The organism is Pseudomonas migulae (genome assembly GCF_024169315.1).
Classification (GTDB): domain Bacteria; phylum Pseudomonadota; class Gammaproteobacteria; order Pseudomonadales; family Pseudomonadaceae; genus Aquipseudomonas; species Aquipseudomonas migulae_B.
The window spans coordinates 1,310,533-1,326,264 of record NZ_JALJWR010000001.1 but is presented as its reverse complement, the minus strand read 5'-3'; the positions used below and the strand labels follow the sequence as shown (position 1 = coordinate 1,326,264).

The 15,732-nt window shown below is 60.6% G+C and carries 15 protein-coding genes; 12 read left to right on the top strand and 3 right to left on the bottom strand.

All coding sequences use genetic code 11. The annotated features are described in order from the left end of the window. Positions 1-45: 45 nt before the first annotated feature. The 4 genes from J2Y86_RS06000 (at position 46) to J2Y86_RS05985 (ending at position 4,759) form a co-directional block, all read left to right on the top strand. Entirely contained in the window at positions 46-1,050 is a 1,005-nt protein-coding gene (locus tag J2Y86_RS06000; RefSeq protein ID WP_253428809.1) for a PdxA family dehydrogenase, read from the top strand. Between the two features lie 66 nt (positions 1,051-1,116). After that, a complete protein-coding gene (locus J2Y86_RS05995) occupies positions 1,117-1,995 on the top strand; it encodes an alpha/beta fold hydrolase (protein ID WP_253428808.1) in 879 nt (292 codons plus the stop codon). Between the two features lie 63 nt (positions 1,996-2,058). Beyond that, positions 2,059-3,342, top strand: coding sequence for an MFS transporter (locus tag J2Y86_RS05990; protein ID WP_253428807.1), 1,284 nt, complete (start codon positions 2,059-2,061; stop codon positions 3,340-3,342). Between the two features lie 142 nt (positions 3,343-3,484). Then, positions 3,485-4,759 (top strand): MFS transporter, encoded by a 1,275-nt coding sequence (locus J2Y86_RS05985; RefSeq protein ID WP_253428806.1) that lies wholly within the window; start codon positions 3,485-3,487, stop codon positions 4,757-4,759. On the opposite strand, the gene J2Y86_RS05980 is transcribed toward J2Y86_RS05985, so the two are convergent. After that, positions 4,684-5,571 (bottom strand): LysR family transcriptional regulator, encoded by an 888-nt coding sequence (locus J2Y86_RS05980; RefSeq protein WP_253428805.1) that lies wholly within the window; start codon positions 5,569-5,571, stop codon positions 4,684-4,686. The genes J2Y86_RS05985 and J2Y86_RS05980 overlap by 76 nt on opposite strands. Positions 5,572-5,832: 261 nt before the next feature. Between J2Y86_RS05980 and J2Y86_RS05975 the strand changes: the two genes are divergently transcribed. Genes J2Y86_RS05975 through J2Y86_RS05960 form a run of 4 tightly spaced genes read left to right on the top strand, consistent with a single transcriptional unit; the run spans position 5,833 to position 9,449 of the window. Further along, positions 5,833-6,147, top strand: a complete 315-nt coding sequence (locus J2Y86_RS05975) for a DUF485 domain-containing protein (protein WP_253428804.1) — start codon at positions 5,833-5,835, stop codon at positions 6,145-6,147. Beyond that, positions 6,144-7,817 carry a cation/acetate symporter ActP gene (actP, locus tag J2Y86_RS05970; protein ID WP_253428803.1) on the top strand — a complete coding sequence of 558 codons (1,674 nt, stop codon included), beginning with the start codon at positions 6,144-6,146 and terminating at the stop codon, positions 7,815-7,817. The genes J2Y86_RS05975 and actP overlap by 4 nt, the downstream gene beginning before the upstream one ends. Positions 7,818-7,874: 57 nt before the next feature. Next, on the top strand, positions 7,875-8,429 hold the full coding sequence (locus J2Y86_RS05965; protein WP_253428802.1) for a cytochrome b: 555 nt from the start codon (positions 7,875-7,877) through the stop codon (positions 8,427-8,429). A gap of 3 nt (positions 8,430-8,432) precedes the next feature. Then, entirely contained in the window at positions 8,433-9,449 is a 1,017-nt protein-coding gene (locus J2Y86_RS05960) for an NAD(P)H-dependent flavin oxidoreductase (RefSeq protein ID WP_253428801.1), read from the top strand. Positions 9,450-9,586: 137 nt separating this feature from the next. Here J2Y86_RS05960 and J2Y86_RS05955 read toward each other — a convergent pair whose 3' ends face one another. After that, positions 9,587-10,474 (bottom strand): LysR family transcriptional regulator, encoded by an 888-nt coding sequence (locus tag J2Y86_RS05955; protein ID WP_253428800.1) that lies wholly within the window; start codon positions 10,472-10,474, stop codon positions 9,587-9,589. 112 nt (positions 10,475-10,586) lie between these two features. Here J2Y86_RS05955 and J2Y86_RS05950 point away from each other — a divergent pair, with 112 nt between their 5' ends. From J2Y86_RS05950 to J2Y86_RS05940, 3 genes are all read left to right on the top strand, one after another. Further along, positions 10,587-11,261, top strand: a complete 675-nt coding sequence (locus tag J2Y86_RS05950) for an MOSC domain-containing protein (protein ID WP_253428799.1) — start codon at positions 10,587-10,589, stop codon at positions 11,259-11,261. A 164-nt stretch (positions 11,262-11,425) separates the two neighbouring features. Beyond that, positions 11,426-12,475: an NAD(P)H-dependent flavin oxidoreductase gene (locus J2Y86_RS05945; protein WP_253428798.1), complete on the top strand. Its 1,050-nt coding sequence runs from the start codon at positions 11,426-11,428 to the stop codon at positions 12,473-12,475. 91 nt (positions 12,476-12,566) lie between these two features. Further along, positions 12,567-13,694, top strand: a complete 1,128-nt coding sequence (locus J2Y86_RS05940; RefSeq protein WP_253428797.1) for a GGDEF domain-containing protein — start codon at positions 12,567-12,569, stop codon at positions 13,692-13,694. 12 nt (positions 13,695-13,706) lie between these two features. Here the strand turns inward: J2Y86_RS05940 and J2Y86_RS05935 are convergent, their stop codons facing one another. Beyond that, positions 13,707-14,711 (bottom strand): AraC family transcriptional regulator, encoded by a 1,005-nt coding sequence (locus J2Y86_RS05935; RefSeq protein WP_253428796.1) that lies wholly within the window; start codon positions 14,709-14,711, stop codon positions 13,707-13,709. Positions 14,712-14,959: 248 nt separating this feature from the next. Between J2Y86_RS05935 and J2Y86_RS05930 the strand changes: the two genes are divergently transcribed. Continuing rightward, positions 14,960-15,709: an EAL domain-containing protein gene (locus J2Y86_RS05930; RefSeq protein ID WP_253428795.1), complete on the top strand. Its 750-nt coding sequence runs from the start codon at positions 14,960-14,962 to the stop codon at positions 15,707-15,709. Positions 15,710-15,732 lie beyond the last annotated feature (23 nt).

Here is a 15,732-nt window from a genome sequence, read left to right as displayed (position 1 = left end):
GCCATAACAACAAAGACACGCCTTGACCGGACTGGAGAGAATCTGATGAAACCCCTGATTGGACTTATGCTCGGCGATGTAACCGGCATTGGCCCTGAGTTGGTCGTCAAGCTGTTGTCGACACCTGAGGCACGTGAGCGGGCGGATGTGGTGATCATTGGTGACGAGCGGGTGCTCGAGCTGGGCATGCGCGACGCTGGTCGGCGCATTCCCTACCAGAAAATCACGCACCTGAGCGAGGCCGACCACACCCAGGCGGCCGTGCCGTTGATCGATTTGCACAACGTCGACCCTGCCTTGTATGAACGTGGCGTGGTCAACGCGGAGTCCGGTCGGCTGACCGGTGAAACCCTGAAGATCATGACCGACATGGCCTTGGCCGGTGAGTTGGACGGCATCTGTTTCGCGCCGCTGAACAAGGCCGGCCTGCATCGCGGTGGCTGGAATTATCACGACGAACACCAGATGTTTGCGGCCTGGACCGAGCACGTCGGTTACTTCGGTGAGGTCAACATCATCCCGCAGTTCTCGACCTTCCGCGTGACCTCCCATGTGGCCCTGCGCAAGGCCGTCGACATGGTGCAACCGGATCGCATCGAAGGCGCATTGCAACTGGCCCACGACACCTTGCGTGCACTGGGCAACAACGCCCCGCGAATCGGTGTCGCCGCACTCAATCCCCATGGCGGCGAGAACGGTCTGTTCGGTGACGAAGAGATCACGATCATTCGCCCGACCCTTGAAGCCTTGCGTTTGAAAGGCCTGGCCTGCGAAGGGCCGTTTCCTTCCGACACGGTGTTCATCAAGGCGCGCAACGGCGATTTCGACGCAGTGGTGATCATGTATCACGACCAGGGCCAGATCGCGACCAAGCTGCTGGGCTTCTCGTCCGGCGTGACCCTGACCGGTGGCCTCAAGACCGTCTATGCCACCCCGGCCCATGGCGTGGCGTACGACATCGTCGGCAAAGGCACCGCCGACGTTGGCGCCATGGCCGCGGCATTCCGCGTGGCCACCGATAACGCCGCCGCGCGCAAGCTCAAACGCTGAGCCCTCCACGAACAACAAGAGCAGGGCGTAACGCCCAGGCCAGGCATACCTATCGAGGCTGAGACCATGTTCGAGAATTTCACCAAAACCATCACCAAAACCAGCGGCGCCGACATCGTCACTGTTGTGGGAGGCGAGGGCCCGCCCTTGCTGCTGATGCACGGCAACCCGTTCAATCACCTGTCCTGGCACAAGATCGCACCGCGCCTGGCCAAGGATTTCACCGTGGTCTGCACCGACTTGCGCGGCTATGGCGACAGCTCCAAACCGGAGGGTGGCGGTGATCATTCGGCTTATTCGTTCCGCGCCATGGCCCAGGACCAGGTCGAAGTCATGCAGTCGCTGGGCTTCGAGCAGTTCTATGCCGCCGGCCACGACCGGGGTGCGCGGGTCCTGCATCGCATGTGCCTGGACCACGGCGACAAGGTGCTGAAAGCCGGTTTCGTCGACATGCTGCCGCAGCATTACCTGCTCAACAACGTCACGCGCCAGTGGGGCAAATTCTCCTGGCACTGGTTCTTCATGACCCAGGACGCGCCGACGCCGGAGCGCATGATGAACGCCGATCCGGAGTTCTTCATCCTGCGAAAACTGTCGAAGACCGACCAGGGCACCAGCTTCTTCGGGCCGGAGGCGCTGGCCGATTACATCCGCTGCATCAAGAACCCGGCGACCACCCACGCCATGTGCGAAGACTATCGCGCCACGTTCGGCATCGACCTGGACATGGACACTGCCGACTTCGACGCGGGCCGGCGTATCGACAACCCGGCGCTGATCCTCTGGGGCGAGAAGGGCGGCGTTGGCCGCAACCACAACGCCGCGCAAATCTGGAGCCGCTACGCCACCAACATCGTGCAGACCGCTACGGTGCCTTCGGGGCACTACCTGCAGGAAGAGTGCCCGGACGAGACCTACGAGGTGCTCAGCGGCTTCTTCAAGTAACGCCATGACAGGCGGTCCGGGATGACCGCCTGCCCACTACAACTATAAAAAAAGGTGGAAAAAATGATTCCGACTACGCTTGCGCAAAAACGCAGGGCAACGCTGACCTTCGTGTTGCTGTGCGTCATGGCCTTCATCATGTACGTGGATCGCACCAACCTCGCGGTCGCCGCACCGACGATCAGCAAGGAACTGGGTTTCAGCAACACCAACCTGGGCATGATGTTTTCCGCGTTCGCCATCGCCTACAGCTGCTTCATGATTCCCGGCGGCTGGTTCAGCGACCGGATCGGCTCGCGCAAGGCGATGCTGCTGTACGGCATCATCTGGTCGGTCGCGACCATTGCCACTGGCCTGGTCAGCGGACTGGTGGTGCTGGTGATTGCCCGTTTCGTGGTCGGCATCGGCGAAGCGCCGATCTACCCGACCGCGGCGCGGATGATTGCCCGCGCCATCCCCATCACCCAGCGCGGCACGGCCCAGGGCATGATGCATGCGTCAGGTCGCCTGGCCAACGCACTGGCGCCGTTGATCGTGACGTTCATGATCATCCAGTTTTCCTGGCGCATGACCTTCGTCATTCTCGGCGTGGTGACGCTGATCTACATGTTCGTCATGTATTTCAGCCTCAGCGAGTCGAAGAAACTGGTCGAAGTCACGGCCGCTGCCCCGTTGGCGCCGGTGGCAGTCGTTCCGGTCAACTGGCCGCAAATGCTGCGCAGGGTCTGGCCGGCGGCCGCCACCTGTTTTTGCCACGGCTGGGTGTTGTGGTTTTTCCTCAACTGGATTCCGTCGTTCTTCACCCAGCGCTACGGCATGGACCTGACCCACACCGCCATGTTTTCCACCTTCGTGCTGCTCGGCGGGACGGTTGGCACCGCGGTCGGCGGCATGCTCTCGGACTGGCGTTTCAAGGTCACCGGCAACCGCCTGCGCTCCCGTCGCGACCTGATCATCTTCGGCTTCCTGGCCTCGATCATTGGCCTGATTCCACTGATGTTCACCCACGACCTGATGATCTGCGCCTGTGGCCTGAGCTTCTCGTTCTTCTGCTCGGAACTGGCCGACTCGCCGCTCTGGGTGATTGGCACCGAGGTGTCCCACGCCCACTCCGCGACCTCCAGCGCCTGCACCTTCACCGGCATGGCGTTGGCCGGTGCGGTGTCGCCGGTGGTGATCGGCTGGTTGCTCGACATCACCGGCAATAACTGGTCGGTGGCATTCGGTGCCTCGATCGCCGTGGTGCTGATGGGGCCGATATTGGCCATGTTCATCAAACTGGACGACGAGCCGGCGCCGGAGCCTGTTTCATCGATGCATTCGAGCGCACCTGCTACCCAAAGCTGAAGTCCACGCGCTTCCGAGCGGCTATCTCGATTCGAGATAGCCCTGATCGAATTAATTCGCTTCTTTAGATATCTGCGCCTGCGTAGTGTTGGCCCGTCTTGAAGAGCACTTTCCATTCGATCAAAACGGAACGCCATCGCACGTGAATTACTCCGATCGTAACCAGAGGTACTGGCGCCGAAACCTGGCCGTGTGTGTTTTCGGCTCCTTCACCACCCTTGTCAGCCTGAGCATGTTGTTGCCCTTCTTGCCGCTGTACGTCCAGCAACTGGGCGTTACGGCGCAGGCTGACGTGGTGCAATGGTCGGCGGTGGCCTTCGGCGCGACGTTCTTCGGGACCGCCGTGACGGCGCCGATCTGGGGACGTCTGGCGGACCGTTACGGCCGCAAACCCATGCTGGTCAGAGCGGCCATCGGCATGGCCATTGTGATGTCGCTGATCGGGCTGGCGCGGGATGTGAGCGAACTGGTCGCCCTGCGCCTGTTCGCTGGCCTCATCGGTGGCTACGCGTCCGCTTCGATTGTCATGATTGGTTCCCAGGTTCCGCGGGAACGGGCCGGTTGGGCCTTGGGTGTTTTGTCCACGGGCGCCTTGTCCGGCAACCTGATCGGGCCGTTGGTGGGCGGTTTCCTGCCGGAGTTCGTGGGTATCCGCGGCACGTTTTTCGTCGGTGGCGGGATGATCGCGGTCGCTGCCCTTGCGACCATCCTGTTGGTGCGCGAGGACTTCGATCGTGTGGCCGATGCCAGACAACGGGACAAGAAAAACAAGGCTGAGGGGCAGGGTTCCAAATGGCCGGTCATCGGCGCGCTGCTCGTGACCGCGATGATGGTGCTCCTGGCCAATATGTCGATCGAGCCGATCATTACCGTCTACATCGGCGACCTCGGCGTACTGATGGATCGTCAGGCGCGTGTCGCCGGTTTTGTCATGGCCGCTTCAGCGCTGGGCAGTATTTTGACCGCCGCCAAACTGGGGGCGCTGGCAGACCGGGTCGGCAGCTGGAACGTGATCATCGGCTGTCTGCTGTTGACCGGGCTGGTCATGATCCCTCAGGCCTTCGTCACGCAATGGTGGCAACTGGCGGTTTTGCGCGGTGTCATGGGGATGACCCTTGCAGGCCTGCTGCCGGCGATCGCCAAGCTGATCCGGCATTCGGTCGAAGAGCACAACACCGGGAAAATCCTCGGTTATCTGCAATCGGCGCAGTTTTCCGGGCAGGTGATCGGGCCGCTGATCGGTGGACAGATTGGCGCTCACCTCGGCTTGCATCATGTGTTCCTGGTGACGGCCGCGCTTCTGTTGCTCTGTGCCGGAATGAACGGCTGGATGAGCTATCGCTACGTGGGCGCGAGCGCCGGCACCCCGTCCAGTCGAACGCTGTCCAGAAAGGTCGATAGCGCGCTGGAAAAATAGCCATCGATGCGCCGGACAAACACCGTCTCTACATCGGCGATGTCCGGTGCCAGCTTATGCACGTTGACCAACCCGTCGCGCAGTGCACCGGCGACAACGCCAATGGGTAACAGCGTGACGCCGACGCCGGCGGAAACGCAGGCAACGATGGCTTCGATCGACCCGAACTCAAGGGGCTCGGGCGCCGGGATGCCCAATCCGGTCAGCAGGGAATCCAGGCGCTGGCGATAGGAACAACCGATTCGAAAGACGACCGTCTTCAGGTTGTCGACAGCGGCGACGTCTTCCAGGCGATTGATGGCGGTAGACGTTACTAAAACAAGCTCTTCGCGAAAGGCTTTTTCACTCAGCAGTTCCGGGTGATTGACCGGCCCCACCACGAACGCGCCTTCGAGCTTGCAGTCGATGACCCCCTGGATCAGGCTGCAGGTGGTGCCGGTGCGGATCAGCGGGCGAACGTCCGGGTAGGCCTTGGCGAACCTTGCGATCAGCCGTGGCAAACGCAACGCCAGCGTCGTCTCCAGCGTACCGATCTCGAACACGCCTCGTGGATGTCCATCGTCGCGCGCGGCGCTGGAGGCATCGAAGAGCAGCTTCGACAGGCGCGCGGCGAAGGGCAGGATGCGCCGCCCGGCCGGGGTGACCTGGACACCTCGGGCGCTGCGTTGAAACAGCGCCACCCCCAGCTCTTCTTCCAGTGCTCGAATTCGGGCGGACACGTTCGATTGCACGGTGTTCAGTTCGCTGGCGGCCTTGTTCATGCTGCCGTGGCGCGCCACCGCGTCAACCACCTTGAGATCCGTTACATCCATCGAATTCACCTATCTCTAAAAGCAATAACTGGCTGTAAAGATTCACTGTAAGGAGATTAGGTTTCGCGGGTCGCAAAGGCAAGAAAAGGCGACGTCTGGTTCATCAAAACAGATCGCACACATCATTAATGATCGTTTTACATGATTCAGTGCCAGGCATAGGTTGAGGGTGCAAATACCCCGCAGCCAGTGGCAAATCGAGTCTTCGAATTGAGGCTGTGGAACAACAATAAAACGCTTCCACTGCTACACGGAGTCAACGTGAACCATGCACTCGAATCAGCCAGAATTCGCAATCATCCCCGATATCAGGAGTTGGTCTCAAGGCAGCGAAGATTCGTCGCTTGTCTTGTCGCCGCCACCCTCGTTCCTTACTTCACGTTCATCCTCATCGCCGCGTTCGCGCCGCACGTCCTGGCGCAGAAGCTCTCTGCGACCAGCGTCATCAATATAGGGTGGCCACTCGGCGTCGCCTTCATCGTCGGAGCCTGGTTGTTCACGGGCCTTTACATCCTTCGTGCCAATGGTGAGTTCGACGCGCTCACCACAGAAATTCGCGAAGGAGCCATCGTATGAAAACGTCCCTTCGCTACCTCATTGTTCCCGCTCTCCTGAGTGCGGCAGCCACCTGTGTCTCGGCGGCCGACACCTTGCAGGCGGTTGAAAAGCAACCCCTCAATGTCACCGCGATTGCGATGTTCCTGGTCTTCGTCCTGACGACGTTGGGCATCACTTACTGGGCGGCCAACAAGACGAAATCAATGGACGATTTCTACAACGCCGGCGGCGGCATCACAGGCTTCCAGAACGGCCTGGCGCTCGCCGGGGACTACATGTCGGCGGCTGCGTTACTGGGTGTCACCAGCATGATTTTCTTCAACGGCTTCGATGGGGTGCTGTACTCGATCAGCTTCTTTGTCGCCTGGCCACTGCTGTTGTTCCTGTTCGCCGAGCGCATCCGCAATCTGGGACGGATCACGCTCTCGGACATTGCGTCCTTCCGACTCGATCAAAACCGGATTCGTACCCTGACAGCCTTCGGTTCGTTGACCGTGGTGTGCTTCTATCTGGTGGTGCAAATGGTGGGTGCAGGGCAGTTGATCCAGCTGTTGTTCGGTCTTCCCTACAACTATGCGGTGATCGCGGTCGGGCTGTTGATGGCGGTCTATGTCACGTTTGGCGGGATGGTCGCCACCACGTGGGTGCAGATCATCAAGGCCGGGCTGTTGCTGGTGGGCGGCACCTTGCTGGCGGTATTGGCGCTGAGCAAATTCGGGTTTTCCTTCGAACAGCTGTTCACGCAGGCGGTTGCCGCTCATCACGATGGCGAGCTGATCCTGTTGCCGAGCAAGCTGGTGGCCGACCCGTTGGCGCTGATCTCGCTGTCCCTTGGCCTGGTCTTCGGCACCGCCGGATTGCCGCATATCCTCATGCGCTTTTTCACCGTGCCGGATGCGCGGCAGGCGCGTAAATCGGTATTCATCGCGACGGGCTTCATCGGCTTTTTCTACCTGATCGTAGCGGTGCTCGGGCTGGCGGCGATCGTGATCGTCGGGCGCGATCCGGCGTTCTACGAGTCCGGCATTCTGGGTGGCAAGCTCATCGGCGGGGGCAACATGCCGGTGATGCACCTGGCCAAAGCCGTTGGCGGTGACCTGTTACTGGGCTTCATCTCTGCCGTTGCGTTCGCCACGATCCTCGCGGTGGTCTCCGGGCTGACGATGGCGGGGACCTCGGCGATTTCCCATGACCTCTACGTCATGGTCTTCAAGAAAGGTCGAGCCGAGGCGAAAGACGAACGCCGTGTTTCGCGGATCGCTTCGGTTGGCATCGGCATCGTTGCGGTCGTGCTGGGCATCCTGTTCAAGGACCAGAACATCGCCTTCCTGGTGGCGCTGACGTTTGGCGTGGCGGCCTCGGTCAACTTCCCGATCCTCGCGCTTTCGATGTACTGGAAAGGGCTGACGACACGCGGGGCATTGATCGGTGGCATCGCGGGGCTGGTGAGTTCGGTCAGCCTGGTGATTCTCTCGCCGGCGGTGTGGGTCAAGGTGCTGGGCAATCCCGAGGCGATTTTCCCCTTCGACTACCCGGCGATCATTTCGATGAACGTGGCGTTCTTCTTTACCTGGCTCGGCTCGGTCACCGATCGCAGCAGCGAGGCCGCGCTGGAGCGGGAGCGTTTCGATGACCAGCTCATCCGCGCCCAGACCGGCCTCGGGGCCTCGCAGGCGGTCAGCCATTAAGGCGCGGTCCTTCATTTTCCTATCCTGATTTGCGCACTCTGCCAAAAGGAGTCTGCCATGCAACTTCGAGACAATGGCTTAAGGTTTTCACCCATCACCGTGGCGCTGCACTGGGTCGTGGCACTGTCGCTGCTGGCGATCTTCGGCTTGCAGGTGATGATCGACCAGGCCCCCAGCGATGCCACGCGGATGCCATTCGCTCACCTGCAAAACCTGGTGGGGCTGATTCTGTTCCTGGTGTCGGTCTATCGATTCTGGGCCAGGATCACCTCGTACCATCCGCTGCCCGTGGGCACACCCAATCCCATCGAGGTCATCATCAGCCGTTCGGTCGCGGTGGCGCTCGCCCTGGCGATGGTGCTGCTGCCGGTTGCGGTTTGGGCTTCCCGTTCGGCGGGCGGCGAGGCCGTGGTTTTGCCTGGAGGATTCTCCATTCCAACGCTCTTGCCCATTCACGCCGGACTCAAGCATGTCGTCGATGTGCTGTTCGATATCGGCGCTTCGGCGTTTCTCGCGGGGCTGGCCTTGCATGTCTTCGGTGCGGTCAAGAATCACTTTCTCCTGAAGAACAACACGCTCAAGCGGATGCTTGGAAAACATGTGGAGCTGTGAGTCATGAACGAAGCCAGATTCGATTTTGCAGGAAACGCCATCACACGACTTTGCGGCGTGAAGTACCCGATCTTTCTTGGTGGCATGGCGGCGATTTCCGGTCCTCAACTGGTTGCGGCGGTCGCCAACGCTGGGGGCATGGGCGTCCTTGGCGGCCTGCGCTTGCCGCCGTTGACCTTGCGCCGATGGATACGGGAAACCCGTGCGCTGACCGACAAGCCCTTTGGTGTGAACCTTGTTCCGCAGTTCGGCGGCCCGGACGTATTCGAAGCGCAGTTCCAGGTGGTGCTGGAAGAAAAGCCCCGGCTGCTTTCACTGTTTTATGCCGAGGCCTATTCCGCCGACATGATTCCCCGGGCGAAGGCCGCGGGGCTGACGGTCATGGTGCAAGTGGGGTCGGTGGAACTCGCCAGGATTGCCTTCGCGCAAGGCGCCGACATTATTGTGGCGCAAGGCAGTGAGAGTGGCGGTCATTTGAATCGGGGCACGATCGGCATCATGCCGTTGTTGTCGTCAATCCTGCGCGTCGCGGAGGGGCGACCGGTCCTGGCGGCGGGCGGCATTGTGGCGGGTAACGATGTCCAGGCATTGATGTCGCTGGGTGCGTCAGGCGTGGTGGTGGGCACGGCGTTTATTGCCACCGACGAGTCGAACGCGCACCCGCTCTACAAGCAAAAGATTGTCGAGGCGACGACGGATGACACAGAGTACCGGACCGGTTATTCGTTCGGCTGGACCTACGGCACGCCTCACCGGGTGATTCCCAATCGGGACAAGTGGAACCTGCTGCGGTTGATCGGCGGTGGCGCCCGGGCGATCGACAAACCGCGGATGGCGAAAAAGCTGTCGTTGTACGCGGGGCAGGGGGTGGGCAAGATTCACAGCGTTGTGCCAGCGGCGGAGCGTGTGGCGGAGCTGGCCCTTGGCTTGCCGACGGCACCGGGCTTACGGTCGGCGCAGGAGGGCGGCGCGACAGGCCGGTTCCTGCAGGAGGAGAGAAGGTCACTCGGCTGGCAGTGAGCCAAGCCTCGAATAACCTGTAGGAGCGAAGCTTGCTCGCGAAGGCGGCGGTACATTCAGCTTTAATGTTGAATGTTCTGATGCTTTCGCGAGCAAGCTTCGCTCCTACAGTGGTCGTTTGTCGATGCAGACATTTGCTACGCCACCGCCGGCCGGGCGATCTGGTCTTGTGCCAGGCCGATGAATGCGCTCATGGCCGAAGTGATCATCGTGTCGTTTCGGCGGATGAAGACGGTCGAGACCTTGGCGAATTCCGTCGGCAGTGTGTGGCAGCAAATGGCATGGCGCACACTGCAATTCTCGGCGATGGCCTTGGGCAGCAAGGTCACACCCATGCCGGCGGCGACGCACGACAGGATGCCGTCGAGGGTGCCCAGTTCCATGATCTGGTTGGGGACCAGCCCGACCTGATAGAACCAGTTTTCCAGGGTCGAACGGTAGAAGCAGCCAGTGCGGAAGACCAGGACGGTTTGCTGCGGGATTTTCTCGATCAGCGCGGGCAGCGACTGAAACTGGTTGCTGCTGACCAGCACCAGTTCCTCCTGGAAAACCTCTTCCTGGGTCAACGCCGAATTCTGGTGGAACCCGCCGACGAATGCGCCGTCGAGTCGATGCGCTTCAATCGCCTTGATCAGTTCGGAGGTGGTCCCGGTCAACAGCGACAACTGAACCTCAGGGTATTTCTCGCGGTACTTCGTGAGCACTTGCGGCAAGCGGATGGCGGCGGTGGTTTCCATCGAGCCCAACCGCAGCAGGCCTGCCGGAACACCGGTGTCCATCAGGGCGCTGCGGCTCTCTTCTGTTAGCTGCAAAATGCGCCGCGCATAACCGAGGAAGGTCTGGCCCGCCGAGGTCAGCACTACCCCGGACTTTTTGCGGATGAACAGTTCCCGGTTCAGTTCGGCTTCCAGCTCCTTCACCCGCATGGTGACGTTGGACTGCACCGTATTCACATTGACGGCGGCCGCTGTGAAGCTGCCAAGCTCGGCAACCGCGCAGAAAATCTTCAGTTGGCGCATTTCCATGATCATTGCACCTATCATAAAAAGTGATGGATAGCATCACGAGTCATCATTTTACGGGCTTTATCGAGGGTTAGTAAAGTCAACAAAACAGACGGATGAGCGTGGCCGGACGATGAACCTGACTTCAAACATTGACCATGTATTTGCCGGCGGCATGGGTGTCCTGAAGCCTGAAGGGCAACGTTCGGGCATCTTCAAACAGCAACGCTCGGGGCCTGCTCGCGTCGAACTCCAAGGAATTGTCGGCGATGAACACGCCGATCCCAGGGTGCACGGCGGTCCGGAAAAAGCGGTTCATCACTATGCGGCGGAAAACTATCAGCGCCTGGCGCAGGCCTTTGCGCAGTGCGCCCATGAGTTGATCCCCGGCAGCCTCGGGGAAAACATTTCAGCGTTTGGACTTACTGAAAAAAACGTGCACATCGGCGATGTATTCCAGGTGGGCAGTGCGGTGTTGCAAGTCTCCCAGCCGCGCAGCCCGTGCTGGAAAATCAATCATCGGTTTGATGCCGAGCGCATGTCGATGCATGTCGCCAAGGAGCGGATCACCGGTTGGTATTACCGGGTTCTCCAGCCCGGCGTTATTGAGGCCGGGGACGTCATCGAACTGCTGGACCGGCAGACCCAACGCTTTTCCACCGATGAGTTCTGGCGGGTGCAGCTGTCGCACCGGCCTTTGATCGACGATCTGCTGGCGCTGGCCGCCACCCCTGGCTTGGCCGAAGACTGGAAGCGGCGCCTGTCGGAACGGGCGAAGTGGCTGCAAAAAGCGGTTCATAACAACTAGCTGCACCGACTCATTGTGGCGAGGGGATTTATTTATCCCCGTTGGGCTGCGAAGCGGCCCCAAAAAAGAAGGGCCTGCTGCGCAGTCCAACGGGGCGGTGCGACGTTTCGCTAAATCCCCTCGCCACAGGTTTTCACTCTCACTCATTACGTTCAGGTGCTGTCATGTCCAATCCACTGCTGTCCCTTTTGAACATTCAACTCCCGATTCTTCAATCGCCCATGGTGGGTGTTTCCACCCCGAGACTCGCAGCAGCGGTATCCAATGCCGGCGGCCTGGGTTCCATCGGCATCGGCGCGAGCAACGTCGAGCAGGCGCGGGCCATGATTCAAGAGACGGCAGCGCTGACGGATAAACCCTTCAATGTGAACCTGTTCTGCCACCAGCCTGCCGTGCATGACAGCGCCCGAGAGGCGCAGTGGCTTCACTTCCTGACGCCGTTTTTTGCCGAGTTCGGCGCCGCAGCACCGGCATCGCTGCGTGAGATCTACACCTCGTTCGTCGAAGACCCGGGCATGCTCCAGATGCTCCTGGAAGAAAAACCGGCAGTGGTCAGCTTCCATTTTGGATTGCCCCCACAACCTGCAATCGATGCGCTCAAGGAGGCCGGCATCATCCTGCTGTGTTCCGTGACGAACCTGGCCGAAGCGCAGCAGGCGGAACAGGCGGGTGTACATGCGCTGGTGGCGCAAGGTTATGAAGCCGGTGGGCATCGCGGGGTGTTCGACCCACAGCAGGACACCGAGATGGGCACCTTTGCGCTGGTGCGGGTGCTGGCCAACGCTTGCAAGCTGCCGGTGATTGCGGCGGGCGGCATCATGGACGGCGCAGGCATCAAGTCGGTCATGCAACTGGGCGCCAGTGCAGCGCAGCTGGGCACCGCGTTTATCCTCTGTCCTGAATCCTCCGCCAACGGCGCTTACCGTGACGCCCTGAAGGGGCCGCGTGCGCACCAGACCCAAGTCACCAGCGTGATTTCCGGCCGTCCTGCCCGTGGCATGGTCAATCGCAACTTCACCAGTCTTGAGGCCGCCGGCACGGCGCTGCCCGACTATCCGCTGACCTATGACGCCAACAAGGCGCTCAACGCCGCTGCAACCGCCCAGGCCAACACCGAATTTGCCGTGCAGTGGGCCGGGCAGGGGGCGCCGCTGGCGCGGGAAATGCCGGCCGAGGCGTTGGTGCATCTGTTAGTGGCAGAAATGAAGGCCTGACGTGGATCCGTCTGATCAAGGAGTTTTGTGAGTAGCCGTAAGCAATGTGCCACAATTGCATTCGTCGCAGCATTATGATCAGGCGGATGAAATGGATGGCCTTGGATTGCGGTACGAAACGGAAGATTTAATCGCAAGGCAGGTGCACACGGACCGACTGCACCAGCTGTTCCGCCAGTCGGTTTCAGCGGTATTTGGCAGTTTCCTCGCGGTGCTGATGCTGTGCTGGCTGTGCTGGGAGCGTTTTGATCACACGGTCATTACGTGGTGGATCGCACTGCTGGCGGCCTCGTCGCTGTTGCGGATTTCGATGTTCATTGCCTATTTTCGCTGTGCGACCAGTGAGCGCACCCCGCAACGCTGGGAGCGCACGTATTGGGTCACGCTGATGTTGTCCGCCGGTATCTGGGGCTCCGGTGCACTCGCGGCGATTCCGACCGATGATTTGTTGGCCCAGGCGCTGGTCCTGCTATTTTGCGTCGGGATGTCTGTCAGCGCCGTGTCCTGTTACTCCGCCTATCGCTACATGACGGTGGTGTCCATTTCCCTGGTGTTGTTCCCCTGTACGATCTGGCTGCTGTTTCAACCCTCGTCCCTGCAAGTCGGCATGGGGGCGGCGGTGTTGGTGTTCGCCTCATTTGTATTCAGCGCGACGCGCAGCCTGTCCGACGCACTGGAAACCGCCTTTCGTTTAACCCGTGAAATAGAGCACGCGCACAGTGTTTCCACGCGCGCCGCGCAGACCGACGAACTCACCGGCCTGAAAAACCGCCGGGCTTTTTTCGAACACGCCCAGCAGCTGTATGGCCACTGCAAGGACAACCACTTGCCGCTGTGTGCCGTGATGCTGGACATGGATCACTTCAAGCACATCAACGACACCTACGGGCATCAGGTCGGGGATCAGGTGCTGCGGCAAATGGGAGCGGTCATCAGCCGCTCCTTTCGCGAAACCGACGTTCACGGTCGATTGGGCGGGGAGGAGTTCGCCGTGCTGCTGCCGGACACCTCGATCGAGGTCGCACAGAACATTGCCGAGGAACTCATCCATTCGATCGCCGGCCTGATGTCCGGACCGGTTCACCGCATCTCGGCCAGCGTCGGTGTCGCGTCAATGAATGCCGAGGATCACGACCTGCACAGTTTGATGAACAACGCAGACAAGGCGTTGTATCGGGCCAAGGCGCGCGGGCGGAATCAGGTGGCGGTGTCCGAGTAGGCCGACAGGGAATCAGGACTCTCCCCGATAACGCCCGGGCGTCATGCCGAACCAGCGGATGCAGGCTTTGTGAAAGCTGCTCTGATCGCGAAAACCCAGCAGCGCGCCGATGTACTTCACACTGCGCGCCGAGTTGCGCAGGAAGCTGTGCGCGAGCCTCAATCGCGCTTCATCCTGCAGCGCCGAGAAGTGCATGCCTTCGTTGCTCAAGCGCCGTTGCAGGCTACGCGCACTCACGCCGACCGCCTGGGCAATTCTGTTCAGGTCACTGGGCACGCCTTGGGCCAGGCGCTCGGACAATACCCGTCGAACACGTTCGGTCATCGAGCCGTTGAGCAGCTGTTTCAGGCGAGTGCGGGCGTATTCAACATGCAGAACGTCCAGGGCCGGGTCAGCGGTCGGCAAGGCAATCGAGCAGTCGTCGATGCTGAAAGTCAGGCTGTTGTAAGCCGCGTCGAATGACAGGTTGCGGCCGAGCAAACGCTCCAGCCGGGTAGTGTCCGCAGGCTTTGGGTAAGTGAATGTCGCTGCCACGGGCTGAGGTTTGCGTTTGGGCAGCAGCCAGTGCACCAGTCCCACGGTTTGCGCGGCGCCCGCATCGATGAAGGCGCGGGGTGTCAGCGACGGCTGGGCGCTGATGTCGAAGCCGATCAGTTTCAGCGCCGTCGGTTCCTGGTCCAGGCACATATAGAAGCCATTGCAGATCAACGACTGATACTCCACCAGCCGATGCAGCGCGGAGCTTAGCGTGGCGCAAGACATCACGGCGTAACCCAGCACCTCCAGGTTCGCCGGGTGCGCGCGGGCGTAAGCCAGCAAACCAATGTCCGGGTTGCCGGTTCTTTTTTCCGCTTCTGCCATCACCTTGTAGACCAGCTCCAGTCTGACGCCATCGGGGTTTGCCCAGACCTCCTCATGGCTGCTGTCGAACTCTTTGAGCAAGGCTTCTACGTTGGCGCCGGCGTCGGTCAAGACGTCGGCGAGCACCCGAAAACCGGTGCTGGTCATTCTGTGCATGATTCTTCCCGGCGTGATGGCTAATTGATGTCGCGCAAGCCGGCGCATGATCGCAATAAACAAATGGTCACAGTCGATTAACACAACCGACACGTTTCCAAGGACAAGCGAAAGGTACCCGGGAACACTTCCTGACCGGTTTGGGAGCGTCGATCATGGCCGGCAGTCAACGCTGCAGTTGGTGGAGCGCCGCGTGGCGTCGCCCAATTCACCCGGCGGCAGGACGCCGCTTTGTCTACGGATGTGACATGCACAGAGTCAAAGATTTCTACAACGAATTGGCGCAGGGCAAGTTGGTGTTGGCGTTTCAGCCGGTGGTCTGGTTGCCCGACAGCAGTCGGGTGCTGTACCAGGAAGGGCTGTTGCGACATGTCGATGCGCGGGGCGAAGGGGTCTATCCGTTCTCCATGCTGGAAAAACATCAAATGATGCGTGAGCTCGATCGCAGCGTGGTGCAGGGCGTGATTGAAAGCCTGCTGCAAAACGAACACCTGCGACTGGGCTGCAACATCTCTGCGCAAAGCGCCATCGTCGACCACTTCTGGCAACCGATACTCATGCAATTGCGCGATGCGCCTTCGGTGGCCGCGCGACTGGTGATCGAAGTGACCGAAAGCGCCACACCCCCAAGCACCTCGGCGGCGATTGAATTCGTGTTGTGCCTGCGTGAACTGGGCTGCCGAGTGGCCATCGATGATTTCGGCGCAGGGTTGGGCACGCTGGAATTCATTCGGCAAACCCGACCCGATATCGTCAAGATCGATCAGGGTTACCTCCAGCGCGCACGCCTGGAAACCAACAGCGCGCAGACCCTGGGCCATCTGGTGCAACTGTGCAAAACCCTGGCGCCGTGCGTGATCATCGAGGGGATTGAATCCGAAGCCGATCGCGCCCTCGCCACTGCCTGCGGTAGCGAGTGGGGGCAGGGTTATCTCTTCGGCCGCCCGCAGATCGATGCGCTGGGTGCGCGTTGCCAGGTGCACCCCGGGTCGTCATAACGCAGCACGATGCAACGAATGCC